General features: G+C 71.9%; 15 protein-coding genes. 10 read left to right on the top strand and 5 right to left on the bottom strand.

From position 1 onward, the window contains the following. Positions 1 to 12 precede the first annotated feature (12 nt). Positions 13 to 597, top strand: a complete 585-nt coding sequence (locus H563_RS0107780; RefSeq protein ID WP_022882040.1) for a nitroreductase family protein — start codon at positions 13 to 15, stop codon at positions 595 to 597. Between the two features lie 9 nt (positions 598 to 606). On the opposite strand, the gene H563_RS0107775 is transcribed toward H563_RS0107780, so the two are convergent. Together H563_RS0107775 and H563_RS0107770 are read right to left on the bottom strand one after the other, a co-directional pair. Further along, complete coding sequence (locus H563_RS0107775) at positions 607 to 1659, bottom strand: zinc-dependent alcohol dehydrogenase family protein (RefSeq protein WP_022882039.1); 1053 nt, start codon at positions 1657 to 1659, stop codon at positions 607 to 609. 74 nt (positions 1660 to 1733) lie between these two features. Beyond that, complete coding sequence (locus tag H563_RS0107770; protein ID WP_022882038.1) at positions 1734 to 3650, bottom strand: metallophosphoesterase; 1917 nt, start codon at positions 3648 to 3650, stop codon at positions 1734 to 1736. A gap of 67 nt (positions 3651 to 3717) precedes the next feature. On the opposite strand from H563_RS0107770, the gene H563_RS0107765 reads away from it, so the two are divergent. After that, positions 3718 to 5586: a gamma-glutamyltransferase family protein gene (locus tag H563_RS0107765; protein ID WP_022882037.1), complete on the top strand. Its 1869-nt coding sequence runs from the start codon at positions 3718 to 3720 to the stop codon at positions 5584 to 5586. A 59-nt stretch (positions 5587 to 5645) separates the two neighbouring features. Further along, positions 5646 to 7085, top strand: a complete 1440-nt coding sequence (locus H563_RS0107760; protein WP_155865082.1) for a hypothetical protein — start codon at positions 5646 to 5648, stop codon at positions 7083 to 7085. Positions 7086 to 7136: 51 nt separating this feature from the next. On the opposite strand, the gene H563_RS15625 is transcribed toward H563_RS0107760, so the two are convergent. Further along, the gene (locus tag H563_RS15625) at positions 7137 to 9329 is read right to left on the bottom strand and encodes an ATP-dependent Clp protease ATP-binding subunit (protein WP_022882035.1); all 2193 of its coding nucleotides are present in this window, start codon (positions 9327 to 9329) and stop codon (positions 7137 to 7139) included. Between the two features lie 233 nt (positions 9330 to 9562). Between H563_RS15625 and H563_RS0107750 the strand changes: the two genes are divergently transcribed. The 3 genes from H563_RS0107750 to H563_RS0107740 all read left to right on the top strand — a co-directional run bounded on the left by H563_RS0107750 (position 9563) and on the right by H563_RS0107740 (position 12552). Beyond that, positions 9563 to 10213: a GNAT family N-acetyltransferase gene (locus H563_RS0107750; RefSeq protein ID WP_022882034.1), complete on the top strand. Its 651-nt coding sequence runs from the start codon at positions 9563 to 9565 to the stop codon at positions 10211 to 10213. A gap of 117 nt (positions 10214 to 10330) precedes the next feature. Then, positions 10331 to 11074 (top strand): response regulator transcription factor, encoded by a 744-nt coding sequence (locus H563_RS0107745; protein ID WP_022882033.1) that lies wholly within the window; start codon positions 10331 to 10333, stop codon positions 11072 to 11074. Next, a complete protein-coding gene (locus tag H563_RS0107740) occupies positions 11071 to 12552 on the top strand; it encodes a sensor histidine kinase (RefSeq protein ID WP_022882032.1) in 1482 nt (493 codons plus the stop codon). The genes H563_RS0107745 and H563_RS0107740 overlap by 4 nt, the downstream gene beginning before the upstream one ends. Positions 12553 to 12611: 59 nt before the next feature. Here H563_RS0107740 and H563_RS0107735 read toward each other — a convergent pair whose 3' ends face one another. Continuing rightward, entirely contained in the window at positions 12612 to 13973 is a 1362-nt protein-coding gene (locus tag H563_RS0107735) for an MFS transporter (RefSeq protein ID WP_027479229.1), read from the bottom strand. A 102-nt stretch (positions 13974 to 14075) separates the two neighbouring features. Between H563_RS0107735 and H563_RS0107730 the strand changes: the two genes are divergently transcribed. The 4 genes from H563_RS0107730 to H563_RS0107715 all read left to right on the top strand — a co-directional run bounded on the left by H563_RS0107730 (position 14076) and on the right by H563_RS0107715 (position 17882). After that, complete coding sequence (locus tag H563_RS0107730; RefSeq protein WP_081416195.1) at positions 14076 to 14675, top strand: MarR family winged helix-turn-helix transcriptional regulator; 600 nt, start codon at positions 14076 to 14078, stop codon at positions 14673 to 14675. Beyond that, a complete protein-coding gene (locus H563_RS0107725; RefSeq protein ID WP_022882029.1) occupies positions 14672 to 15934 on the top strand; it encodes an MFS transporter in 1263 nt (420 codons plus the stop codon). The genes H563_RS0107730 and H563_RS0107725 overlap by 4 nt, the downstream gene beginning before the upstream one ends. Positions 15935 to 16168: 234 nt before the next feature. Beyond that, positions 16169 to 17047 (top strand): hypothetical protein, encoded by an 879-nt coding sequence (locus H563_RS15620; protein ID WP_022882028.1) that lies wholly within the window; start codon positions 16169 to 16171, stop codon positions 17045 to 17047. A 67-nt stretch (positions 17048 to 17114) separates the two neighbouring features. Continuing rightward, positions 17115 to 17882: a DeoR/GlpR family DNA-binding transcription regulator gene (locus H563_RS0107715; protein ID WP_022882027.1), complete on the top strand. Its 768-nt coding sequence runs from the start codon at positions 17115 to 17117 to the stop codon at positions 17880 to 17882. Positions 17883 to 17912: 30 nt separating this feature from the next. Here the strand turns inward: H563_RS0107715 and H563_RS0107710 are convergent, their stop codons facing one another. Then, positions 17913 to 19403, bottom strand: a complete 1491-nt coding sequence (locus tag H563_RS0107710) for a mannitol dehydrogenase family protein (RefSeq protein ID WP_027479228.1) — start codon at positions 19401 to 19403, stop codon at positions 17913 to 17915. Positions 19404 to 19630: the final 227 nt, after the last annotated feature.

Raw genomic sequence — 19630 nt, 5'->3', positions numbered from 1 at the left:
AGAGCCGGCGCCATGACGCTGATCAACGATCTCAAGACCGCGCAGACGGATGCGCCGATCCTGGAGGTGCTCGCCGGGCGGTGGAGCCCCCGCTCCTTCACCAACGACCCGATCGACGAGGGCAAGCTCGCCGCCGCCCTCGAAGCGGCCCGCTGGAGCCCCTCGGCCGGCAACTCGCAGCCGTGGCGCTTCATCGTCGCCCGCCGCGGATCCGAGGCCTTCGAGAAGATCGCGGCGACGCTCATGGGCTTCAACAAGGCGTGGGCGCCCAAGGCATCCGTTCTTCTCGTCGCCGTCGCCCAGGTTGCGGACGGCGAGGGCAAGCCGCTGCCGACCGCGCTGTACGACCTCGGTCAGTCCATGGCGCACCTCTCGGTGCAGGCCCACCACGACGGGCTGCACGTGCACCAGATGACCGGCTTCGAGCGCGACCGGCTCGCCGCCGCGTTCGACCTGCCCGAGAACCTCATGCCCTTCAGCGTGTCGGCCATCGGCACGGTCGGCACCCCCGACGACCTCGACGAGGTGCTGGCCGAGCGCGAGCGCCAGCCGCGCACCCGCAAGCCGCTGCCCGAGCTGCTGCTCGTCAACGAGTAGCACCGCAGCTCAGGGCTGCAGCAGCACCTTGATCGCGCGGCGCTCGTCCATGGCGGCGTACGCCTCGCCGACCTCGGCCAGCGGCAGGGTCAGGTCGAACACCCGGCCCGGCTGCAGCTCGCCGCGCCACACCTCGGGCAGCAGCTCGTCGAGGTAGTTGCGCACCGGGGCCACGCCGCCCCGCAGGCCGACGTTCGTGTTGAACAGCCGCCGCACGGGCACCGCGTTGCCCTCGGCGGGGACGCCGACGAATCCGACCTGGCCGCCGGGCCGCGCCGAGGCGATGGCCTGCTCCATCGCCGCGCCGGTGCCCACGCACTCGAGCACGCAGTCGGCTCCGATGCCGTCGAAGAGCTCCTTCACGGCCGCGACGCCTTCGTCTCCGCGCGCCTCGATCACGTCGGTCGCGCCGAACTCGCGGCCGAGCGCTTGCCGGGGTGCGTGCCGCGACATCAGCACGATGCGCTCGGCACCGAGCCGCCGGGAGGCGAGCACGCCGGACAGGCCGACGGCGCCGTCCCCGAGCACGACGACCGTGCGGCCGGGGCCGACACCCGCCGCCACGGCGGCGTGATGGCCCGTGCCGAACACGTCGGCGAGGGTGAGCAGGTGGGGCACCAGCTCGTCGGCGGGTTGCTCGGGGGTCGCGACGAGCGAGCCATCCGCGTGCGGCACGCGCACGTACTCGCCCTGCGCGCCGTCGACCGGGTTGCCCCAGTGGTCGCGGCCTCCCCACGCGCCGTGCTCGAGGCAGGACGGCGAGAAGCCGTTGCGGCAGTTGGCGCAGGTCATGTCGCAGTCGTAGAACGGCGCGATGACGAAGTCGCCGACTCTGATCTTCTCGACCCGGTCGCCGATCTGCTCGACCACTCCGACGAACTCGTGGCCGATGCGCGCCGGCTCGCGCACCGGGTTGACACCGCGGTAGCGCCACAGGTCCGAGCCGCAGACGCAGGCGGCGACCACGCGCACGATCGCATCCGTGCCCGTGCCGCTCAGTGCCGGGTCGGGAACCTCTTCGAGGCGGACATCTCTCTCACCGTGGATCACCGTTGCACGCATGCCTCGAGCTTATGAGGCGCGGGGCTTATGAGGCGCGACCTATGAGGCGCCGGCCCTGCGAGGCGCGCGCCGGTTCACGCCAATCCCGGCCCGCCGAACCCTTCCCGCGAGAGCACGATCGGGTCTTCGATGAGCCGCGGCTCGGGCCACGCCCCCGACGCGGGCGCGGGCACGACCTTCGACCCGGGCAACGGATGCATCGACCAGCGGTGCACCGTCTCGTCGACGACGAGCGGGTACACGGTCAGCCGATCGTTCTTCGGGTCGAGGTGCAGGCGCAGGAATCCCTTGCCGTCCTCGTAGGCGAGGCCCGTCGCCTTGAAGTCGCCCATGGCCGACGGCGGCGCGAACAGCACCACGAGCGCGAACGCCTGGCTGCCGAGCACGCCCCCGACCACGGCGACGATGGCGATCCAGGCGACGCCCCACAGGCCCCAGGCGTCGACGGCGGTGAGCAGGAAGAGCCCGCCCACGATGACGAGCGTCGACAGGTAGCCGACGAGCAGGCTGAGCAGGCCGATGCCCCGCTCGCGCTTCACCCGCTCGCCGCGCAGCCGCCGCGAGCGCCGGCCCCGGCGCATCCGGCTGTACTCGCCGGCGAAGAAGAAGGTGAGCGGCCCGGCGACCAGCACGACGCCGACCGCGAGCAGCGCGTCGCCGAGCCGGGTGGCCGCCGCCCCGCCCGCCCAGTGCACGTGGAACGAGCGCACGACGAAGTCGGCGAGCCACAGCCCTCCCACGAGCGCCAGCACCGCGAGGCCCATGCTGGTGGCGAACAGCGGATTGCGCCGCGGCAGCCAGTGCTTGGTGAGCGGCGCAGCCAGCAGCCCGTTCATCCGCTTCGCCAGCCGCGGTCCCGGGAAGCGCTCGGGCCCCGCGTCGAAGTCGACGACCTCCTCGGGCGCCGGCCGCGGGCGCGAGTTGGGGTCGGGCAGCTTGAGCCTGGGCGCCAGCCGGTCGACCCCCATCGTGTATGCGCCGCCGAGCCCGCAGGTGATCAGCTGCGTGCGCCGAGAGTCGGGCGCGAGCGGCCCCGGCGGGTCCTCCGGCCGGCGCTGCTCGTACCGGTCGTAGTGGTGGTGATCGCCCGACAGCCACAGCCGCACCTTCGCCCCGGTCGGCTCCATCGGGCTGTTCGGGTCGTGCCGGTCGGTGCGCTTGTTGCGCAGGATGTTCTTCTCGAACCACGCCGTCGTGTCGAACGCGTCGGCGTCGTACGGGGTCGTCTCCCAGTACGGCGAGGCCGTGCACAGGATGATCGCGTCGCCCTGCTTCAGCTCAGGCCAGAGCGTGTCGCGGAAGTAGTCGAGCTGCGGCTCATCCAGCGTCGTGCCGAGCTGCGCGTCGACGGCGACGAGCCACCAGCCCGGCCGCAGCCGCACGGCGAAGTAGCTGCGCCGCTGCACGGTGCGCCATGCGCCCACGTCCGACCCGCGGGCGAACAGCCGGAGGAACGAGGCGAGCCCGTCGTACCAGTCGTGGTTGCCGGGCAGGGCGAGCAGCGTGCCGCTGCGTCGCGGCAGGTCGGCGGATGCCGCGGCATACGGTCCGAGCGTGCGGTCGTGGTACGCATCCGTCGAGCCGGTCGGGTACACCTCGTCCCCGCCCATCATGAGCACCGAGCCGCGCGGCAGCCGGTGGCCCTCCCCGGCAGAGTCGCGCACCTCGTGCTGCGGCGCGGCCAGCAGCGCGGCGATCGTGTAGGTGGCGTCGAACCCGTCGCCGAGGTCGGCGACGAAGTCGAGCCACAGCTCCTCATCGGTGTCGGCCCCGTCGACGCAGATCGCGCCCTGCGGGTAGGCGACCTGCACGTCGCGCCGGTCGGCGAAGTCGGCGAACTGCTGGGCGATCGCGACCTGCACGCCCGAGTTGATCAGCTGCGTGGGCGACAGCCAGCGCACCGCCCGTTGCGGGGTGAACCCCAGCTCGTCCTCGTGTTCGGCGAGCTGTTTCTGCGTCAGGTTCTGCGTCAGACCGTGCCGGGAGCGCATGCCCCCGACGTTAGCGCGTGGCCGTCGAAGCGCTCGACTGGGACTGCTCGCCGATAGCGTTGGGCCTGTGACCTACACGAGCCCCGACACCTTCACCACCCGCCCCACCCTGCGCGGCACCTTCGGCATGGCGGCCTCGACCCACTGGCTCGCCACGGCCGCAGCGCAGGCCGTGCTCGAGCGGGGCGGCAACGCGTTCGACGCCGCCGTGGCGGCGGGCTTCGTGCTGCACGTGGTCGAGCCGCACCTGAACGGGCCGGGCGGCGATCTGACGGGGCTTTTCCAGGCGACGGATGCTTCGACGGGGCTCAGCAACCATGCTTCAGCTCGCGTCTTCATGGGTCAGGGTCCCGCCCCCGCCGGCGCCACCATCGAGCACTACCGCGACGCCGAGGGGCTCGCCGAGGTCCCCGGCGCCGGCGCCCTCGCCGCCGCCGTTCCGGGCTCGGTCGACGCCTGGCTCTGGCTGCTGGCCGAGCACGGCAGCTGGGAGCTCGGGGACGTGCTCGACTTCGCCATCGGGTACGCCGAGCAGGGGCATCCGATCGCCCCGGCCGTCGCGGCCGCGATCGAGCGGATCCGGCCGCACTTCCTCGCCCACTGGCCCACCTCGGCCGCGCGTTGGCTCGACGCCGACGGCGCCGCGCCCAGGCCCGGTGACGTGGTGACGAACCCCGAATACGCCGCCGTGCTGCGCCGCCTCGTCGCCGCCGGGGCAGCCGCGGGCGACGGCGCGACCCGCGAGGAGCGCATCGCGGCCGCGCGCGCCGAGTGGAAGTCCGGCTTCGTCGCCCGCGCGATCGAGGAGTTCGTGAAGATCCCGCACCGGCACTCCGACGACCGAGACCACGCCGGCGTGCTCACCGCAGCCGACTTGGCCGCATTCGAGCCTGGCGATGAAGAGCCGGTGACGATCGAGTTCCGCGGTCACACGATCGCGAAGACCGGGCCGTGGGGCCAGGGGCCCGCGCTGCTGCAGACCCTCCTGATCCTCGAGGCATACGGCCGCCTGCACGGCCTCACCGACGAGCACCTCGACCCGTCGACCGCGTTCGGCGTGCACGTGATCGCGGAGGCCGAGAAGCTGGCGCTCGCCGACCGCGACGCCTGGTACGGCGATCCGCGCTTCGTCGACGTGCCGCTGGCGACGCTGCTGTCGCCCGAGTACGCGGCGGAGCGCGCCGCGCTGATCGGCGAGACCGCGAGCGCCGAGCTGCGGCCCGGATCGCCGGACGGGCGCACGCCGCGACTGTTCGCGGGCACCTCAGCCACCGCCGGTGAACCAGCCGCCACCGGCGCCGCACCCGGCGTCGGCGAGCCCACGGTCGACCGCAACGGAGCCACGCGCGGCGACACCTGCCATCTCGACGTCGTCGACCGCTTCGGCAACATCGTCACGGTCACGCCCTCGGGCGGTTGGCTGCAGTCGTCGCCGACGATCCCCGAGCTGGGCTTCTGCCTCGGCACGCGGCTGCAGATGACGTGGCTCGACTCCGAGGCGCCGAGCGCGCTCACCCCGGGCGCACGGCCGCGTACGACGCTGTCGGCGACGCTCGTGACCGACGCAGACGGGCGCGCCCTGTTCGGCTTCGGCACCCCCGGCGGCGACCAGCAGGAGCAGTGGCAGCTGCCCGCCCTGCTGCGCGCCCTCGTCGGCGGGTGGGAGCCGCAGCAGGCGATCGACGCGCCGACCTTCCACACCACGAGCCACCTCTCCAGCTTCTGGCCCCGGGTGTGGGAGCCGGCCGGCCTCGTCGTGGAGGGCCGGCTCGGGGCATCCGTCATCGCCGAGCTCGAAGCGCGCGGCCACCGCGTCACCGTCGCCGGCGACTGGAGCCTCGGCCGCCTCTCCGGCGCCGGACGCGACCCGCTCACCGGCACCCTCTGGGCGGCTGCGAACCCGCGCGGAATGCAGGGCTACGCCTCGGGGCGTTGAGGTCGACGGGTTAGGGTGCGGGGCAACGCGTCGGCACGGCAGGGGCAAAAGGGGGAGGCATGGCTTCGAGACGGATGCGGCGGACGGCGGCCGCCGTCGCGCTGCTCTGCCTCGCCCTGATCGCCGCTGCGGCGGTCGGCGCCCCCTCCGCGGCGGTCGCCGACGAGAGCTCGACGCCCTCTCCGGCGCCCAGCACGCAGTCGGCCGCGCGGCTGACCCTCGTCGCGCGCGTCTCGGGCGGCCCGGCGCAGGCCTCCGGCTGGGCGCTGACGGCGACGGATGCACGCAGCGGCACGACCCTCTCCGGCGATTCCGGCGCGGCGGCGGTCACGCAGGTGCCGGTGACCCCGGGGGAATTCACCCTCACGGCCTCGCCCCATTCGTCGGGAACCCCGTGGAGCGACTACACGACGGCGTGGTCGTGCACGGGAGCCGCGGCGAGCGCAAGCGCGAACAGCGCCACCGCGAAAGGTGACGGCGCGAGCAGCGACGGCTCCAGCAGCACGGTCACGGTCGGCGCGGGGGAGGACGTCACCTGCACCGCGACCCTCACCTACGCGGCCCCGCGGCTGACCCTGAACATCACGGTCGACGGCGGCCCGACCACCGCCGCGGACTGGTCGCTCACAGCCTCGGGCCCGGCCGTCGCGAGCGGCGCCCCGGGCTCATCCGACGTCACTGACGCCGCGGTCGACTCGGGCGCGTACCGGCTCTCGGCGGCGATCGGGGCCGGCAGCGAGCTGTCCGGGTATGCGCTCGGCACGTGGAGCTGCACCGGCGCCTCGCACGGCGGAGCAGCCGACGGCGTGGTCACCCTGTCGCGCGGCGACGTGGTCGCCTGCCGGGTGACGGCGAGCTGGACGCGCGCGTTCCTGACCCTGCGCGCCGAGCTGGCCCCCGCGGCCGATCACACCGGCTCGGCTACGGGCCCGGCCGAGGCGCAGGACTGGAGCCTCGTGGCCGATGGCGACGGCGGCGTCGTCACCGGCCGCACCGGTGCGAGCGCCGAGGTGTCGGCGGGCCGCTATTCGCTCGACATCGCGCCGACCGTCGCGCGCGACGGCGAGTACCGGTTCGCGGGCTGGTACTGCTACCTCGAGTCGACGTCGCGGCCGGTGACCGTCGAGCACGACGCCGTCACCGTGCGAGCCGGCCAGAGCACGACCTGCGTGGGCACCGAGCAGTGGGTCGGCACGGCCGCCGCGACGCAGCCGGCCGCGCCGTCCACGCCCGCGCCCCCAGCGACGGCGACTCCCTCGGCCCGGCCGAGCGCCACCCCGACTCCCACGAGCACGTCGTCGGCGCGGCCGACGCCGGGTGGCACCGGGTCCGGGAACGGCACCGACCCTGCATCCGATGAGAACGCGTCGGCCGTCGCCGATCGCGACGCCGAGGCCGCGCACCTGGTCTGGAACCGGATCATCGGCTACGGAGTCGTGATCCTGCTCTGTGCGGCCGTCGCCGCCTACTTCGCGCTGCAGCGGCGCCGCGACCGGTAGGCGGAAGCGGCGCCGCGACCGATAGGCGCGGGCGCAGACGGATGCCGCCGCCTACAGCACCTCGGCTTCCTCGTCCAGGTCGATCGGCGGCAGCGCCTCACCCGGCTCGACGATGAGCGAGTCGCCGTCGGGCGCGACGTCGACGCGCACGAAGTCGCCGTCCTTGATCTCCCCGCGCAGCAGGGCCGTGGCCAGCCGGTCGTCGATCTCGTGCTGCATCAGGCGGCGCAGCGGGCGGGCGCCGTACACCGGGTCGTAGCCGCGCTCGGCGAGCCAGGCCCGCGCATCCGGCGTCACCCCGAGCTCGAGGCGGCGCTCCTGCAGGCGCTTCTGCAGCCGGTCGACGTAGAGCGAGACGATCTCGCCGAGCTCGTCGGCCGTCAGCGCATCGAAGATGACGATGTCGTCGAGGCGGTTGATGAACTCGGGCTTGAACGACTGGCGCACCATGGCGAGCACGGCATCACGCTTCTCGGAGGCCGGAAGCGACGCATCCGTCAAGAACTGCGAACCCAGGTTCGAGGTGAGGATCAGGATCGTGTTGCGGAAGTCGACCGTGCGGCCCTGGCCGTCGGTCAGCCGGCCGTCGTCGAGCACCTGCAGCAGCACGTCGAACACCTCGGGGTGCGCCTTCTCGACCTCGTCGAGCAGGATCACCGAGTACGGGCGCCGCCGCACGGCCTCGGTCAGCTGGCCGCCCTGCTCGTAGCCGACGTAGCCGGGAGGGGCGCCGACCAGCCGCGAGACGGAGAACTTCTCCCCGTACTCGCTCATGTCGATGCGCACCATCGCCTTCTCGTCGTCGAAGAGGAACTCGGCGAGCGCCTTGGCCAGCTCGGTCTTGCCGACGCCGGTGGGGCCGAGGAAGAGGAACGAGCCGGTGGGGCGGTTCGGGTCGCTGATGCCGGAGCGCGAGCGGCGCACGGCGTCGGCGACGGCGGTGATCGCGGTCTCCTGGCCGATCAGCCGGCGGTGCAGCTCGTGCTCGAGGTTGATCAGCTTCTCGGTCTCGCCCTGCTTGAGCCGGTCGACCGGGATGCCGGTCCACGCGGCGACGACCGCCGCGATGTCCTCGTCGGTGACCTGCTCGTTGACCATGCGCGGCCCGTTCGTCTCGGCCTGCTCGGCGGCGCCGATCGCCTTCTCGATGCCGGGGATGGTCTCGTAGTTCAGCTTCGCGGCCTTCTGGTAGTCGCCCTCGCGCATGGCGCGGTCGAGTTCGATGCGGGCCTCGTTCAGCTGGGTCTTCAGGTCGCCGACGGAGTGCAGCGACGCCTTCTCGGCGTTCCAGCGCGCCTCGAGCTGGTCGAGCTCGGCCTGCTTGGCCGCCATGTCCTCGCGCAACTTCGCCAGCCGCTCGCGGCTCGCGTCGTCCTTCTCCTTCTTCAGCGCGAGCTCCTCGATCTTGAGCCGGTCGACGGCACGCTTGAGCTCGTCGATCTCGACCGGGCTCGAGTCGATCTCCATCTTGAGCCGGCTCGCCGCCTCGTCGATCAGGTCGATGGCCTTGTCGGGCAGCTGGCGGCTGGTGATGTAGCGGTTCGAGAGCGCGGCGGCCGCGACCAGCGCCGAGTCGGCGATGGTGACCTTGTGGTGCGCCTCGTAGCGCTCCTTCAGGCCGCGCAGGATCGCGATGGTGTCCTCGACGCTGGGCTCGCCCACGTACACCTGCTGGAAGCGGCGCTCGAGAGCGGCGTCCTTCTCGATGTACTCGCGGTACTCGTTGAGCGTGGTCGCGCCGATCAGGCGCAGCTCGCCGCGGGCCAGCATGGGCTTCAGCATGTTCGCGGCCGCAACGGATCCTTCGCCGCCGCCGGCACCCATCAGCGTGTGCAGCTCGTCGATGAAGGTGATGATCTTGCCCTCGGACTCGTTGATCTCCTTGAGCACGGCCTTCAGCCGCTCCTCGAACTGGCCGCGGTACATGGCGCCGGCGACCAGCGCGGAGATGTCGAGCGCGACGAGCTCCTTGCCCTTCAGCGAGTCGGCGACGTCGCCGGCGACGATGCGCTGCGCGAGCCCCTCGACGACGGCGGTCTTGCCGACGCCGGGCTCGCCGATGAGCACGGGGTTGTTCTTGGTGCGTCGGGTCAGCACCTGGCTGACGCGGCGGATCTCGGCGTCGCGGCCGATCACCGGGTCGAGCTTGCCCTGTCGGGCCACTTCGGTCAGGTTGATGCCGAACTGCTCGAGGGCGCTCTTGCCCTCGTCGGTGGTCGGCGGCACTCCCTGCATGTTGGCCATGTCGGTGTTTCCTTCTGGTCGTGCTGTTCAGTTGCGATTCCCGTGCGCCGCGTTGTGTGTTCTGCGAAGCACGAGCATCGAAGTACGGGCACGGATGCTGCGAGCATCCGTCGATCTCAAACTTGAGTCTACTCGGCTCAACTTGGCAGCAGGGAGCTTTATTCCGGCCCGGCGGTACCCGCAAACGGGGCATTCGCCGGACAGCGAGAGGATGCCACCACTAGCGTCTTCACGTGCCCTCTCGTCTCACCGTGCCCGTGCTCGAGAACGCCGTCGCCCGGCTCGAGCCGCTGAGCCCGCGCCACCTCGAGGGACTGAGACGGGCGGCCGATGCGCCGCGCGACAGCTTCGCCCTCACCACCGTGCCCACCCCGGCCACGGCCGAGGAGTACCTGCGCGCGAGCCTCGCCCGCACCGACGCGGGCGAATGCTGGTCGCTCGCGCAGCTCGACGCCGCCACCGGCGAGGTCGTCGGGCACACCTCGTACCTGTCCCCGCGCTGGTTCCCCGACGGTCGGCTGCTCGCCGTCGAGATCGGCCACACCTGGCTCACCCCGAGCGTGCAGGGCACCGCGTTCAACACGGCGGCCAAGCTGCTGCTCGCGGCGCACGCGTTCGAGACCTGGGGCGTCGCCCGGCTCGACCTGAAGACGGATGCCCGCAACGCCCGTTCCCGCGCCGCGATCCAGGCCATCGGGGCGAGATTCGAGGGCGTGCTGCGCAACTGGCAGCCCTCCGCCGCGGAGGGTGAGGAGGGCCTGCCGCGCGACACGGCGATGCACGCGATCACCGCCGCGGACTGGCCCGAGGTGAAGCGGATGCTCGAGCAGCGGCTCGCCGCGAAACTCGCCGCCGCGCAATCCGCCCCGCATCCCCGCACGTAGCCCGGCTCCGTGACGAGTCGGCGGGCCGCTTGGCGTGCTGGAACTCCGCCGAATGTGCTGACTCTGCGCTGGGCCGAGTCATAGGAGATTCACGGCTAGGCATGGCGTGATAGTCGCGTGCCCGCTCTCGACCTGCCCCCGCTGCGCCGTGCCGACGGCACCCCCGCCCGCGCCCTCGTCGTCGACGACGAGGTGCCGCTCGCCGAGGCCGTCGCGTTCGCGCTGACCGGCGACGGCTGGCAGGTGCGCGTCGCCCACCGCGGCCGCGAGGTCGCGCAGACGGTGCGCGAGTGGGGGCCCGACGTGGTCGTGCTCGACATCATGCTTCCCGACCTCGACGGCCTGGAGGTGCTCGACCGCATCCGGCAGGTGCGCGACGATGTGCGGGTGCTCTTCCTCACCGCACGCGACACCCAGCAGGACCGCATCGAAGGCCTCACGGCCGGAGGCGACGACTACGTCACCAAGCCGTTCGACGTGCCGGAGCTGCTCGCCCGCGCCCGCGCCCTCGTGCGCACGGCGCCGAGCATGACGGATGCCTCGGGCCGCGGCCCGCTCACCGTGGCCGACCTCGAGATCGACGAGGACGCCCGGATGGCCACCCAGGCCGGGGTGCCGCTGCAGCTGACGGCGACGGAGTTCGAGGTGCTCAGGTTCTTCGCCCGCAACGCGGGCAAGGTGCTGCGCCGGGAGCAGCTGCTCACCGCGGTGTGGGGCTACGACTTCGGCGCCGAATCCAATCTCGTCGAGATGTACGTCTCCACCCTGCGCCGCAAGCTCGCCGCCGACGGCGCCGTCGTCATCCAGACCGTGCGCGGCGTCGGCTACGCGCTCAAGACCCGCGAGCCCGACGACACGTGATCTCCCGCCCCCTGCGCAGCCTGCGCTGGCGCATCGTGCTGATCGCGTCGGCGCTGGTCGCCGCGTCGAGCATCGTGATCGGCGGCATCACCCTGCTCGCGCTGCACGGCTACCTCGTCGGCCAGGTCGACGACCTGCTCACCGCGGCCTCGAACCGCACCGAGCGCGACACCGGCCAGCTGCCGCACGCCCCCGAGGGCAGCACACCCGCGCCGCACCCGCCGACCTCCGAGTTCGTCGGCGTGCCCGGGCAGTCGGCGCGCACGGTCGTGGCGGTCGTGGACAGCGACGGCGAGTTCATCGTGAGCGGATTCGTCGACGAAGACGGCACCAGGCACGCCCTGTCGCAGGCCGCGAAGCAGGCGCTGGCGGCCCTGCGCCCGGGCGCCCAGCCGCAGACGGTCGACCTCGGCGGGAAGCTCGGGCCCTACCGGGCGGCCAGCGTCACCGACGTCGACGGCGACACCGTGATCACCGCGCTGCCGCTCGGGTCGGCGTACACGATCCTGTGGCGTCTGGCGTGGGTGATCGGCGCCGTCGTGGTGGCCTCCGCCGTGGTCGCCGCGGTCGCCGGCGCAGTCGTCATCGGCCGCGCGCTGCGGCCGCTGCGGCGGGTGGCGGCCACCGCGGCATCCGTCACCGACGTGCAGCTGGATCGCGGCGACGTGCGCCTCGACGCCCGGGTCGAGGAGGCCGACCTCGACTCGACCGAAGAGGTCGGGCAGGTCGGTCACGCCCTCAATGCGCTGCTCGAGCACGTCGGCGACGCGCTCGCCGTGCGCCAGGCCAGCGAGCAGACGATGCGCCGCTTCGTCGCGGACGCGAGCCACGAGCTGCGCACACCGCTCGCGACCGTGCGCGCATATGCGCAGCTGTCGGCCCGCGAGCACCCCGAGCTTCCCGACGACCTCGAGCGGAACATCGCCCGCATCGACCGTGAGTCGGTGCGGATGGGCGAGCTGGTGGACCAGCTGCTGCTGCTCGCCCGGCTGGACGCCGGGGCGGCGGCCGGGGTGACGCAGCCCGCCCGGGACGAGGTGAACCTCTCGCTTGTGGTCGCCGAGGCGGCGGGGGACGCCCGGCTGGCGGCATCCGATCACAGCTGGTCCCTCGATCTCGACGCCGAACCGGTGGTCGTGCGCGGCGACGAGTCGCAGCTGCGCCGGCTCGTGCGCAACCTGCTGACGAATGCGTCGACCCATACCCCGCCGGGCACGTCCGTGCGGGTGGGGCTGCGCGCCGCCTCCGGCGCGTGCACGCTCACCGTGGCCGACGACGGGCCCGGCGTTCCGGCGGAGCTGCAGCCCACCGTGTTCGAGCGGTTCGCGCGCGGCGACTCGGCGCGCAACCGGGACGGCGGCTCGACCGGTCTGGGCCTCGCCATCGTGAAGGCGATCGCCGAGGCGCACGGCGGATCCGTCGCCCTCGAGAGCGCGCCGGGGCGCACTGTGTTCACAGTCACGCTGCCCGCAGCGTGAACGCTGCCGCGGTTTCGCCCCGGCCTTCAGTCACGCTGCCCGCAGCGGGAACGCCGCCGCTACGCCGCCAGCGAGCCGGAGCGCGCCTGGCGCCGACGCAACATCTCCTCCGGGTCGTCGAGCCAGTTGGCGCCCTTGTTGTGCAGGAAGAACAGGTAGGTCACGAGCGAGGCGGCGATGACGATCATCGCGTAGATGATGAAGCCCGCCACGTTGTTCGCGCCGGTGAAGGCCGCGTAGATCAGCGGCGCCGTGCCGCCGAAGAGCGAGTTGGCGACGGCATAGGCGATGCCGACGCCGATCGCGCGCACGTGCGCGGGGAACACCTGCGCCTTCACGATCGCGGAGATCGAGGTGTATGCGGTCTCGATGAGGAAGGCGACGATCAGCAGGCCGAAGGCCGCGAATCCGTTCGCCTTCGGCAGCACGAGCACGAACACCCAGGTGAACACGAATGCGCCGACACCGTAGAACACGAGTTGGCTCTTGTACCCGACGATGTCGGCGAGCCAGCCGCCGAGGGGCTGCAGGCACATGTAGATCGCGAGAGCGATCAGGCTGATCGTCGAGGCGAGCACGGGCGAGCTGGCCCCCACAGACCCGGCCACGATCGAGGGGCCGACCACCGTGTAGATGTAGAAGGTCAGCGTGCCGCCCATCGTGATGAAGATCACGAGCAGCACCTCGCGCCAGTACCGGCCGAACAGCTCCACGATCGAGCCGTGCGTCTTGGCCTCGAGCACGCCGGTCTTCGCGGCGTGGATGTCGGCGGAGCTGAGCGACTCGTCCATGGTGCGGCGGATCCAGAACACGACGATCGCCGCGACGCCGCCGATGGCGAAGGCCACCCGCCAGCCCCATGCGGCGATCGCGTCGTGGCCCATGGTCAGCAGCATGATCAGCAGCACCAGCTGGGCGATCACCTGGCCGCCGACGAGCGTGACGTACTGGAACGAGGAGAGGAAGCCACGCTTGCCGTGCCACGCCGCCTCGGACATGTAGGTCGCGCTGGTGCCGTACTCGCCGCCCGTCGCGAAGCCCTGCACGAGGCGCGCGAGGATCAGCAGGACGGCCGCGCCCACCCCGAACACGGAGCGCGTCGGCATGACCGCGACGGCGATGGAGCACAGCGCCATGATCGACACCGACAGCGTCAGCGCCGCGCGGCGCCCGTAGCGATCCGCGTAACGGCCGAAGAACCACGAGCCGACGGGGCGCATCAGGAACGTCACCGCGAAGGTCGCCCACACGTAGATCGTCGAGTTCTTGTCCGCGGGGTCGAAGAACTTGTCTTCGAAGTAGCTCGCGAAAGTCGAGTAGACGTACACGTCGTACCACTCGACGAGATTCCCCGCGGACCCCTTGAGCGTGTTCGAGATCGAGCGACCCAGGCTCGTGTTCAGCTCCGTTGCCAAAGACATGCTCGTCAAACTACCGCTATGCGTGGCCTTTGAGCGACACCGACGCCGTGCGCGCCTCACGTGCGGCTTGCGAGATTGTCACAGCGCTTATACATTAGCGCTGTGACACCGGGTGAGACGCGGAGTGAGACACCGAGTGAGAACGCGCACGGCGACGACGCGACGGATGCTTCGCCCGAGCCCCGCCGCTACGAGTTGCCGAGCCTCTGGCGTCGCATCCACGAGGTGTTCCGCCGCGTCGATGCCGGGATCGCCGAGGTGTACGAGCGCATCGGTGTGACCGACGTGCGGCCGCGCTACTCGGCGACGCTGATGTTCCTCGACGACGGGCCGATGACGATCCGCCGGCTCGCCTACGACTGCGGAGTCAGCCATTCGGCGATGAGCCAGACCGTCTCGGCGATGAGGAGCGCCGGGCTCGTGGCATCCGTGCCCTCGCCGGACGATGCGCGGCACCGCTTGGTCAGCCTCACCGAGAAGGGGCGGGCGATCGTGCCACTGCTGCGCGCCGAATGGACGGCGACCGAGGCGGCGCTCGCGCAGCTCGAGCAGGAGACGCCGTACCCGCTGTCGCAGCTGGCCGAGGAGTTGCATGCCGCGCTCGACGCGAAGCCGTTCGCCGACCGGGCGATGGAGCTCATCGAGCGGCCGGGCGAGCGGCCGGGTGAGCCGCGGAACGAGCAGTCGGGCGAGCAGCGGTGAGCGCCCTGTCGGGCCTGCTCGTCGACGTGCGGCCGCTGCGACAGAGCCCCACGTTCCGCCGGCTGTGGGCGGGCAACTTCATCTCCGGCTTCGGCACGACGATGGCGGCCTTCACCATCTCGTGGGTCGTCTGGGAGCGCACGCACAGCGCCGCGGCCGTCGGCCTCATCGGCCTCGCCCAGCTCGTGCCGATGGTCGTGTTCACCCTGCTCGGCGGCCACTGGGCCGACCGCTACGACCGGCGCCGGCTGATCATCGCCGTGCGCGTCGCCCAGGTCGTCGCCGCCGCGGTGCTCGCGGCGCTGGTGATCCTCACCGCCCACGCCGTGTGGCCCCTCTTCGCGCTGATCGCCGTGGAGTCGGCGCTGTCGTCCATCGGCCAGCCGGTGACCCAGACCTTCATCGCCTCCATCGTCGACGACGACCAGCGCGCCGCCGCCTACGCGATCAACCACACCAGCGGTCAGGTGACCATGCTGCTCGGGCCGCTCGCCGCCGGCCTGGCGCTCGCCGCGTGGGGTCCGGCCTGGTGCATGGTGTTCGATGCCGCGAGCTTCCTCGCGTCGGTATACGGGGTGTGGGGGCTGCCCCGGCTCGGCCGGCCGGAGAGCGGCGACGCGCCCGCCTCGGCGGCTCGCCAGATCGCCGCGGGCGTGCGGTTCGTCGCGCGCACCCCGATCGTGGCGGCTCTGCTGCTGGCCGACCTCAACGCCACGGTGCTGGCGATGCCGGTGGCACTGTTCCCGGTGTTGAACTCGCAGCGCTTCGGCGGGTCGCCGGTCACCCTCGGCCTGCTGCTGCCCGCGCTCGGCCTCGGCGGGGTACTCGCCGGGTTCCTCTCCGGCCGCATCACGAGCGCCCGCAGGCAGGGCGTCGTGATGATCGTCGCGAGCGGAGTGTGGGGCGCGGCGATCGCCGGCGCCGGGCTCGTGCCGTGGCTGCCGGCGGTGCTTGTGCTGCTGGCGATCACGGGCGCCGCCGATGTGGCATCCGTCGTGAGCCGCTCCGCGATCATCCAGTCGGTGACGCCTGACGCGTACCGCGGGCGCGTCAACTCCCTCGACTTCCTCGTCGGAGCCGGCGGACCGAAGCTCGGCGACATCCGCGCCGGCCTCGTCGCCGACGCGTCGAGCGCCGCCTTCTCGATGTTCGTCGGCGGCGCCGTCTCGGCCGCACTGGCCGTCGTGATCGCCGCCGCGGTGCCGTCGCTGCGCCGCTACCGGGCGAGCGCCGGCCCCCTCCGCGCAAAACTCCGGTGATTTGCGGCCCTGGCACCGCGGCTCCCGCGGTTTCCCGCGGTCGGCGCCGGGATCGCCACAAGAATCACCGGAGTTTTGAACAGCGCACGCGCGAGACCCCATGCAGCGCGAGCGCCCGGTGCGGCCCGAGGGCAGCACGCAGCGCTCCGGCGAGCGCCGCCTCGGGCGCACCGACCGTCCGCGGTTAACCGCAGGGGCAACTGCGGTTCACCTTCGCCGTCTTGACTCGGACGCATGCCGGCCTGGGTGGAGTCGCCGTTCCAGCTGCTGAGCGCCGCCGAATACGCTCATGCGGCCGGCCGGCGCATCCGGGTGGCGATGCGGCTGACCGGGCCGCAGATGGAGACCACCGCCGCCGAGCTGCTGCGGCGCGGCGCCCCGTTCGCCGAGATCGTGCCGTACGTCGGCATCCCGTGGGGCACGCTCGCCCGCGACCGCGACTGGGCGATCGGCGACGGATTCAGCGGTCAGTTCCGCGCGGTGACGACGGCCCTGCCGCCCCAGCACGTCACCCTTCTCGACGACGGCGCCAACACGCTCGCCCTGGCCGACGCGCTGCTCGGTCGCACCCCGTTCCACCGGCCGCGCCGCAGCGAGGGCGCCGTGAACCGCCTGCTCGGCGACGTCGCCCGGCACCGGCTGCACTCCCTCGCCGACCGCGAGGCCCTCGAGATCTTCACCGTGTTCCCCCTCGGCGACCAGCGCACGGCGGCGCTCGAGCGCCGAGGCATCCGTGTCACCCGTCACTCCTTCGCCTGGACCCGGCAGGCGACCGACCCGCTCGACCTGCCCGGCGGCCGCGTGCTGCTCGGCAGCGCGCTGCCCACCGACGGCCACCTCGACCCCGACGCGTACCTGCGCTGGGTGGCGGCGCGGGCGCGCGAGGGCGAAGTGGTCTACCTGCCGCACCGCCGCGAGACGCCCCAGATGCTGGCGGCCGTCGCCGAGTTGCCGGGGGTGCGGATGCTCAAGACCGGGCTTCCGGTGGAACTGGTGCTCGCCGGCATCCGCGAGCCGATCGAGCTCATCTCGCTGCAGACCAGCGCGGCGACGACGCTCGAACTGCTGCTGAACGGCACGGGCAGCGTCATCAGGCAGAGCACCGTCGGCTGACGCATCCGCTGCCCGTTTTTGCCCGTTTCGGTACGTTGCCCTGCCGAACGGTCGCTACACTGCCGCCATGTCGCTCTTCTCGATCGAACGGCGCAAGGTCATCGTCGATCACGCCCGCGAGACCGGGCGCGCCGACGTGGCGGAGCTGTCGAAGCTGCTCAAGGTGTCGGCCGAGACCGTGCGACGCGACCTCAACACGCTGGAGCGGGCGGGGCTCATCCGGCGCGTGCACGGCGGGGCGGTGCCCGTGGAGCGGCTCGGCTTCGAATCCGATCTCGCGACGCGCAGCGAGCGGATGATCGAGGAGAAGTCGCGCATCGCCGAGGCGACCATCGCGCACCTCGAGAACGCGGAGGCGATCTACGTCGACGAGGGCACGATCTTCCAGCTGCTGGCCGATCGCATCAGGCCGACGAGCCCGCTCACCGTCGTCAGCAACTCGCTGGCCATCGCGTCGTCGCTCGCCGGCCGGCCCAACGTCGAGGTGATCTCGCTCGGGGGGCGGGTGCGCGCCAAGACGCTCGGCGCCGTGGACTTCTGGGCCGTGGAGATGCTGGAGACGATGGTGCTCGACCTCGCCATCATCGGCGCCAACGGCATCTCGGTGAAGCGCGGCGCGACCGTGCCCGACGCCGCGATCGCGGAGGTGAAGTCGGCGGCGATGAAGCAGTCCCGGCGCAGCATCCTCATCGCCGACCACTCCAAGGTGGGAGCGGATTCGTTCGTGCGCTTCGCCGACCTCGACGACTTCGAGCTGTTCATCACCGACGACGGGGTGAGCGAGGAGCACGCCGACGAGTTGCGCGGCGCAGGCGTCGAGCTCGTGCTCGCGTAGGCGAGCCGCGCCGACCGGGAAGCCACCCGGTCAGGGGCGCGCGAGAAGGTCTTCCAGAGCGGCGCGGGCGCCGCCCTCGTGCAGCACGCGCAACGTGCGCAGGTACGGCTCGGTGAAGGCGGGATGCGCGTCGAGGTCGCCGAAGAGGCTCGCGTCGCGCAAGAAGGCGAGCGGGTCGGATGCCTGGGCCAGCGCCGCCTCGTGCCGCGAGTGCGCCAGCCGATCGACGAGCGTGATCGGCTCGCCCGCCTCATCCACGCCCTCGGCGTACCGCGCCCAGCTGGCGACGATCGCGGCCGAGGCGTCGACCTCGCCGCCCGCGGCCAGCCGGTCGCGGATCACCGGCACGAGCCACTTCGGGATGCGATCGGATGACTCCGCCGCCAGCCGCGCGAGCGTGTCGCGCACGTGCTCATTGCCGAACCGGGCGACCAGTTCATCGGTGTACGCGTCGAGGTCGACGCCGGGGACGGGTGCCAGCGTGGGTCGCCCCTCGCGCTGCCAGTACCTGCGCAGCAGCCCGACGAGCAGCGGGTCGTGCGCGGCCTCGTGGGCATAGCGGTAGCCGGCCAGGGAGCCGAAGTAGGCGATGGCCTGGTGGCCGACGTTGAGCAGCCGGAGCTTCATCTGTTCGTACGGTTCGACGTCGTCGACGACCTGCACGCCGGCCTGCTCGTAGGGCGGCCGGCCGAGTCCGAAATCGTCCTCGAGCACCCACTGCTCGAACGGCTCGGCCACGACGGGCCAGCCGTCGTCGATGCCCCAGTTCTCGCGCACGAGCTCCCGGTCGGCATCGGTCGTCGCCGGGGTGATGCGGTCGACCATCGAGTTGGGGAAGTGCACCTCGGCGTCCATCCAGTCGGCGAGGCCCGGGTCCTTGAGGCGCGCGAAGGCGGTGAACATCTTGCGCGCGACGCGGCCGTTGCCGGGGATGTTGTCGCATGACATGACGGTGAAAGGCTTCAGGCCGCGCGCGCGGCGCAGCGCGAGGCCCGCCGTGACGAGTCCGAACACGGTGGTCGGCACGGCGCCCGGCCGAAGATCCGCCGCGACCGCCGGGGTGTCGGCCATGAACTCGCCTGTGATCTGGTCGAAGTTGTAGCCGCCCTCGGTGATCGTGAGCGACACGATGCGGGTGTCGGGGGACGCGAGCTTCTCGACGACCGCCTGCGGGTCGTCGGGCGCGTACAGGTATTGGATGAGCGAGCCGATGATGCGCGGCTCGAGGGTGCCGTCCGGGTGCTTGAGCACGAGCGTGTACAGGCAGTCCTGTTCGTCCATGACCTGCTTCATCCGCGCATCGAACTCGAGCACGCCCACACCGCAGATGCCCCACTCGGCCGCGTCGCCGGCATTCATCAACCGGTCGACGTACATCGCCTGATGCGCGCGGTGGAAGCCGCCGACGCCGAAGTGCACGATGCCGGCCTTCAGCTGCGACCGGTCGTAGCCGGGCACGCCCACTTCGGGGGTGAGCTCCGCAGGTGAGGCGGAGAGCGCGGCAGCGGACAGACGAACCATGGGAACCTCTCTCGTCTTCTCGTCGTCATCGACGTGCCCGAATCGGTGCCGGGGCAGCACAACTATGCCCGGTATTGCCCGGGTTGGCAAGAATTCTTGTGGAGGCGTGCCCGTTTTGCTTGCAATCCGTGAGTTCGCGTGACTATGTTGTCGCTGCGCGAGATCGAATTCGCGCGATCGGAACGAGAACACAGCGAAGTGGGCGTTCACAGCACCTGCGGCCCTGC

The organism is Gryllotalpicola ginsengisoli DSM 22003 (assembly GCF_000419445.1).
GTDB lineage: Bacteria > Actinomycetota > Actinomycetes > Actinomycetales > Microbacteriaceae > Gryllotalpicola > Gryllotalpicola ginsengisoli.
This window is presented reverse-complemented; position numbering and strand designations above follow the sequence as displayed.

What these genes read in the sequence shown, in the direction of transcription:
- H563_RS0107780 (WP_022882040.1), top strand. Translation starts at nt 13, where the DNA reads ATGACGCTGATCAACGATCTCAAGACCGCGCAGACGGATGCGCCGATC.
- H563_RS0107775 (WP_022882039.1), bottom strand. Translation starts at nt 1,659, where the DNA reads ATGCGTGCAACGGTGATCCACGGTGAGAGAGATGTCCGCCTCGAAGAG.
- H563_RS0107770 (WP_022882038.1), bottom strand. Translation starts at nt 3,650, where the DNA reads ATGCGCTCCCGGCACGGTCTGACGCAGAACCTGACGCAGAAACAGCTC.
- H563_RS0107760 (WP_155865082.1), top strand. Translation starts at nt 5,646, where the DNA reads ATGGCTTCGAGACGGATGCGGCGGACGGCGGCCGCCGTCGCGCTGCTC.
- H563_RS15625 (WP_022882035.1), bottom strand. Translation starts at nt 9,329, where the DNA reads ATGGCCAACATGCAGGGAGTGCCGCCGACCACCGACGAGGGCAAGAGC.
- H563_RS0107735 (WP_027479229.1), bottom strand. Translation starts at nt 13,973, where the DNA reads ATGTCTTTGGCAACGGAGCTGAACACGAGCCTGGGTCGCTCGATCTCG.
- H563_RS15620 (WP_022882028.1), top strand. Translation starts at nt 16,169, where the DNA reads ATGCCGGCCTGGGTGGAGTCGCCGTTCCAGCTGCTGAGCGCCGCCGAA.
- H563_RS0107715 (WP_022882027.1), top strand. Translation starts at nt 17,115, where the DNA reads ATGTCGCTCTTCTCGATCGAACGGCGCAAGGTCATCGTCGATCACGCC.
- H563_RS0107710 (WP_027479228.1), bottom strand. Translation starts at nt 19,403, where the DNA reads ATGGTTCGTCTGTCCGCTGCCGCGCTCTCCGCCTCACCTGCGGAGCTC.